Source organism: Oikeobacillus pervagus (assembly GCF_030813365.1).
Taxonomy (GTDB): Bacteria; Bacillota; Bacilli; order Bacillales; family DSM-23947; genus Oikeobacillus; species Oikeobacillus pervagus.
Genome location: NZ_JAUSUC010000086.1, coordinates 1 through 5,051, shown reverse-complemented (window position 1 = coordinate 5,051; position 5,051 = coordinate 1). Strand labels below are relative to the sequence as shown.

At 38.5% G+C, this 5,051-nt stretch carries 4 protein-coding genes; 3 read left to right on the top strand and 1 reads right to left on the bottom strand.

What is annotated here, in order from left to right; genetic code table 11:
- Positions 1 to 82: 82 nt before the first annotated feature.
- A complete protein-coding gene (locus J2S13_RS16445) occupies positions 83 to 1,999 on the bottom strand; it encodes a heavy metal translocating P-type ATPase (protein ID WP_307258929.1) in 1,917 nt (638 codons plus the stop codon).
- A 398-nt stretch (positions 2,000 to 2,397) separates the two neighbouring features.
- Here J2S13_RS16445 and J2S13_RS16440 point away from each other — a divergent pair, with 398 nt between their 5' ends.
- The 3 genes from J2S13_RS16440 (at position 2,398) to J2S13_RS16430 (ending at position 4,876) form a co-directional block, all read left to right on the top strand.
- Positions 2,398 to 2,787, top strand: a complete 390-nt coding sequence (locus tag J2S13_RS16440; protein WP_307258928.1) for an OsmC family protein — start codon at positions 2,398 to 2,400, stop codon at positions 2,785 to 2,787.
- A 65-nt stretch (positions 2,788 to 2,852) separates the two neighbouring features.
- Complete coding sequence (cax, locus tag J2S13_RS16435; RefSeq protein ID WP_307258927.1) at positions 2,853 to 3,908, top strand: calcium/proton exchanger; 1,056 nt, start codon at positions 2,853 to 2,855, stop codon at positions 3,906 to 3,908.
- A 164-nt stretch (positions 3,909 to 4,072) separates the two neighbouring features.
- Positions 4,073 to 4,876 carry a YfkD famly protein gene (locus J2S13_RS16430; protein WP_307258926.1) on the top strand — a complete coding sequence of 268 codons (804 nt, stop codon included), beginning with the start codon at positions 4,073 to 4,075 and terminating at the stop codon, positions 4,874 to 4,876.
- Positions 4,877 to 5,051 lie beyond the last annotated feature (175 nt).

Genomic DNA, 5,051 nt, shown 5'->3' with positions numbered 1-5,051 from the left:
AAATTATTGAACCGCCGTATACGGAACCGTACGTACGGTGGTGTGAGAGGGTCGAACGAATCAAAATTCCGATTCGTTCACTCTACTCGATTAATCGCAAGCCGTTTAAAATGACTAAAATCGTACTTCCTTCATGGCCAATGACGCCAAGTGGTAAATCCACCACTTGTAAAAAGTTTGATGCAATTAAAAGCATAATGACAGAAATCGATAAAATGATATTTTGTGTGACGATTCGTTTCATTTTTTTTGAAAGACGAATGGCATCAACAATACGTGGTAAATCATTTTTCATTAGGACGATATCGGCTGTTTCTAAGGCAACGTCTGATCCTTCACCCATCGCAATTCCTACGCTCGCTGTCGCTAGAGCAGGGGCATCATTAATCCCATCGCCGACCATCGCAACGGTGTCGTATTTTTCAAGCAATGTTTTGAGATGTGTTACCTTATGTTCAGGGAGACATTCTGCCATATAATGATCTAAATGTGCTTCAGCTGCAATGGCTTTCGCTGTTTTTTCACTATCACCTGTTAGCATGATTGTATAAATTCCCTGTTCATGTAGTAGTTGTAAGGCTTTCTTCGTTTCTTCACGAATGACATCCTTTAAAGCAATAACAGCAGCGACTCCTTGTGAATCTTGAACAAAAACGGTTGTTTTTCCTTGGGATGCAAGTTCTTTTGCTCTTCCATTCGCGAATGAAAGAGCGGCTTCTTTTCCAACAAAATCAGCCTTGCCTATTTTCCATTTAGCCCCATTGAAAGATGCTTCTACTCCCCAGCCAGCAACATCTTGCAAATGATCCGGTGAAAGAATCGTCGTACCTTTTCCTTTTGCATATTTGACTATGGCTTGGGCTAATGGGTGGTTCGACTGATTCTCAATGGAAGCGGCAATTTGTAATAATTGATCCATCGATAAATCTTCACGGACAATCACATCTGTTACTTCGGGTTTCCCTCTTGTTAATGTTCCTGTTTTATCAAAGGCAATCGCCTTTAGATTACTTAAGTTTTCTAGATGAGCTCCCCCTTTAAAAAGGATCCCATGCTTAGCCCCGTTCGAGATAGCAGAAAGTGTAGCAGGCATGATCGATGCAACGAGAGCACAAGGTGAAGCAACAACTAATAGAACCATTGCTCGGTAAAATGTTTCTGTCCAACTCCAGCCTAAAGCAAAATGTGGAACAAACATCATGAGACCGACGATAAACAGAACAATTTTGACATAAGTTCCTTCAAATCGTTCAATGAATTGCTGGGAAGGCGATTTTTCACTTTGGGCAGATTGTACAAGTTCAATAATCTTTTGGAATAATGTTTCATTTGCCGGCTTTGTAATTTCTACTGTTATCGATCCGGTAATATTGACCGTTCCTGCGAAGACATCGGAATCTATTTTTTTAGAAACAGGGATTGGTTCCCCTGTGATAGCCGACTCGTCAATGGTTGAATGTCCTTTTTTAATTTTTCCATCAGAAGGGACACGCTCCCCTGGTTTGACTAAAATATCATCCCCTATTTGCAAATCAGAAACATGGACAATTTCCTCAATCCCATTGCGGATACGAAGAGCTACTTCGGGTTGAATTTCCATCAGAGAGGAAATTTCCTTTTGGCTCTTATTCATCGTATACGTTTCAAGTGCTCCACTGACAGCAAAGATGAAAATCAAGATGGCCCCTTCCGTCCAATACCCGATAATGGCAGAACCGATAGCTGCAAAAATCATGAGCATTTCCACATTTAGTTCTTTGTTTGCAATCGTTTCTTCAATCCCTTCTTTTGCTTTGGCAAATCCTCCAATACCAAAGGCAAGTAAATAAAAAATGATAGATAATGTGCTGATGTCATTTTTATTCAAAATCCAACCGACAAAAATGAACACTCCACTCGTAATGGCGGCAATTAATTCCCAATACGGTTTCGTTTTTTCAAAGATGTTGGCCGTTGTCTGTTTCTTTTTTGCAGGCAGAGCATTTACTTGGCTATTCATGTATTTAACCTCCTTAATTGAAAAATAGTATCAACTAATTGAGAATTGTAATCACTATATTAATAAGTCACATTAAGTGAGAAAGGTTATCAACGTTGATATTATAGCGTTTATTAAAAATAAGGAACAAATAATTTAATTAAAATAATTCTAATTAAGAAATATCATAACATAGAATATTCCAAATGCAAAGGAATTGTTTTAAGAATGATTTGTGACGTTTTGATTTTTGCTTTAAAATTTTTTATGGGTCATCTATATGTAAAGAGGAAAGTTGTATTGAAAATTCCTATTTGATTCCAATCTTCCTATTTGGTGGTGTGTTTGAAAATTTTTATTGGAATGAAGGATATATTTCGCTACAATTTATATAGAAAAACCTCAAGGAGTGGAAAAAATTGAAATTTCAGATGAAAGAAGAAAGTGGTTTTTATACGGAATTACCATTTGGGCGTTTAGATATTTCGGGGGATGAGGAGTATGGATTTCGTCCATTTCAATTATTGGTTTCATCTGTTGTAGTGTGTAGTGGAGGTGTGCTCCGAAAAATATTGAAGAAACAACGGGTTGATTTTCAAAATATTGAGATAGAAGCAAATGTCACACGCGATGATGAAAAGGCTGATCGTGTAGCAAAAATCGAGGTTCATTTTATAATTACAGGAAAAGGATTGAAGGAAGAAAAAATTCACAAGGCAATGGAATTAAGCCGGAAACATTGCTCGATGGTTCAATCGGTTATTCCGAGTATTGAAGTGATTGAAACATTTGAATTAATAGAAGGGTAAGAAGTGGGGAAAATAGTAGCAAGGAGACTTTAAATATTGAATTGATGTAGAAAAGAGGTTCTTGTATGGGAAAAATTTTTACGGCACTTGTTTTTATAGGAGTCCCTCTCTCCGTTATTGGGTCGCTTATGCATTGGTCTAGTATTCTTATGTTTATCATTTATTGTTTAACCATTATTGCCTTAGCAAGTTTTATGGGAAGAGCGACAGAAAGCTTAGCGATTGTAGCGGGGCCTAGAATAGGAGGGCTCTTGAACGCTACATTTGGAAATGCGGTTGAGTTGATCATCTCCATTTTCGCCTTAAAAGCAGGACTCATTGAAGTCGTGCTCGCCTCTTTAACAGGTTCTGTGCTTGGAAACTTACTATTAGTTGCGGGCTTATCCTTTTTCGTTGGCGGGGTGAAATATAAGCGCCAGAAATATAATGTGTATGATGCACGACATAATTCAGGGCTTCTAATGTTTGCAGTCATTGTTGCTTTTGTTATTCCAGAAATCTTCACATCTTCTATGACCGAGGGACAAACCATTTCGTTAAGTATTGGAATTTCAGTCATTATGATTACCTTATATTTAGCGGCTCTCTTCTTTAAATTGGTGACACATCGAGGGGTATACCAAACAACAGACGAAGGAGGAACTGAAGAACATGAGGTTCCAGAATGGGGAAAAGTAAGTGCTGTGATTGTGTTACTACTCGCAACCATCGCAGTCGCCTATATATCCGAAAACTTAGTTCACACATTTGAAGAGGTTGGTGAACGTTTCGGTTGGAGTGAATTATTCATCGGGGTGATTATCGTAGCCATTGTCGGGAATGCAGCAGAACATGCTTCCGCTATTCTGATGGCTATGAAAAATAAACTGGACATTACTGTTGAAATTGCCATGGGCTCCACACTCCAAATTGCCATGTTTGTTGCACCACTGCTTGTGTTAATTTCACTATTCTTTCCAACCGCAATGCCACTAGTCTTTACAATGCCAGAACTCATCTCAATGGCCACCGCCGTACTACTCACCATCGTCATCACAAACGACGGCGAAACCAACTGGTTTGAAGGAATCACACTCCTAGCCGCCTATTTCATAATGGGAATCGGATTCTACCTCCTATAAAACAAAACCAAGGCTGCCTCCAAAGCACAAAACGCTTACGAGGCAGCCTTCTTTTTTCACAAGATATTCACATAAAAGGCATAGGAAATAAAAGAGTGAGCAAAATACAATAAAAGTCAGGTGCCAGGCACCATCCAGAAAATGGAATGAAAGGAGAATCAATTATGAAGTTTTTTCGTTTTGCGATGATTGCTGTTTTTATTTTTTCATTTTGTATTCCGATAAATAGTTTCGCTTCAATTGAGAACCCAAAAGAAAAGATCAATATTCCTTCCTCGGTTATTAGTATTACGAAGGAGAATACGTATCCAAATCCAACGCAAGATTTACCATCACTTCAGCCTAGTGAATTAACTCAAGAATTATTGGATACATCAAAAGTGAAAATTGAAAATCCGCACTTAATTAGGATGTTGAATGAATCATCTTTCAATAAATCTCCATTTTCCATTGGACTCAGGGCTACAATTTATTTAGGGGAATGGCCGCTAAATTATGAATCAACGGAAACTGTACCAAATTGGGAATATCAAAAAATTAATACGAATTATCATGACAACCGTGGAGGGGAAGCCAATTTTCAACTTCATTATGTACAGGAAACACAGAAGACCATTAAAGGTGGACTAACGGCAAAAGTTCCGAATGCTGATGATGTACAAAAAATGATGATGATTAAAGCGGGAGAAAAAACAAATGTTCCACTCGCTTTTTCAACCACAATCGGAGCTGGCACGAAGAAAAATCAAACCTATAATGTTCCGCCAAACCGACTAGGTTATTTATACGCCTATGCGCCTGCAATCAATGAAAAGGGAAAAATCACATATGGAGAAGTTTATATCGTTTTTAAAGGGTGGAAACGGTATATTGTCACCAAAAATGTGACATCCCAAGGAATTGGCGCATGGATCCCGATTCAAGATCACGTATCATTTGGATTTTTAACTTCGGGTCAACAAAGGTAGTGGGGAATTGGGGGAAGATGAGAAGAAGGGGGAGTAGTGGAAGTAGAGGTGCAAAAAAACTTGGGAAATAGTCAAATCCAAAGGGAAATAATCAAATATGCCAAGGAGAGGCGCAAAAGAGTCGAAAACAGGTGCAAATCCGCCTGGGAAATGATCAAAAGCGGCAGGGAAATGA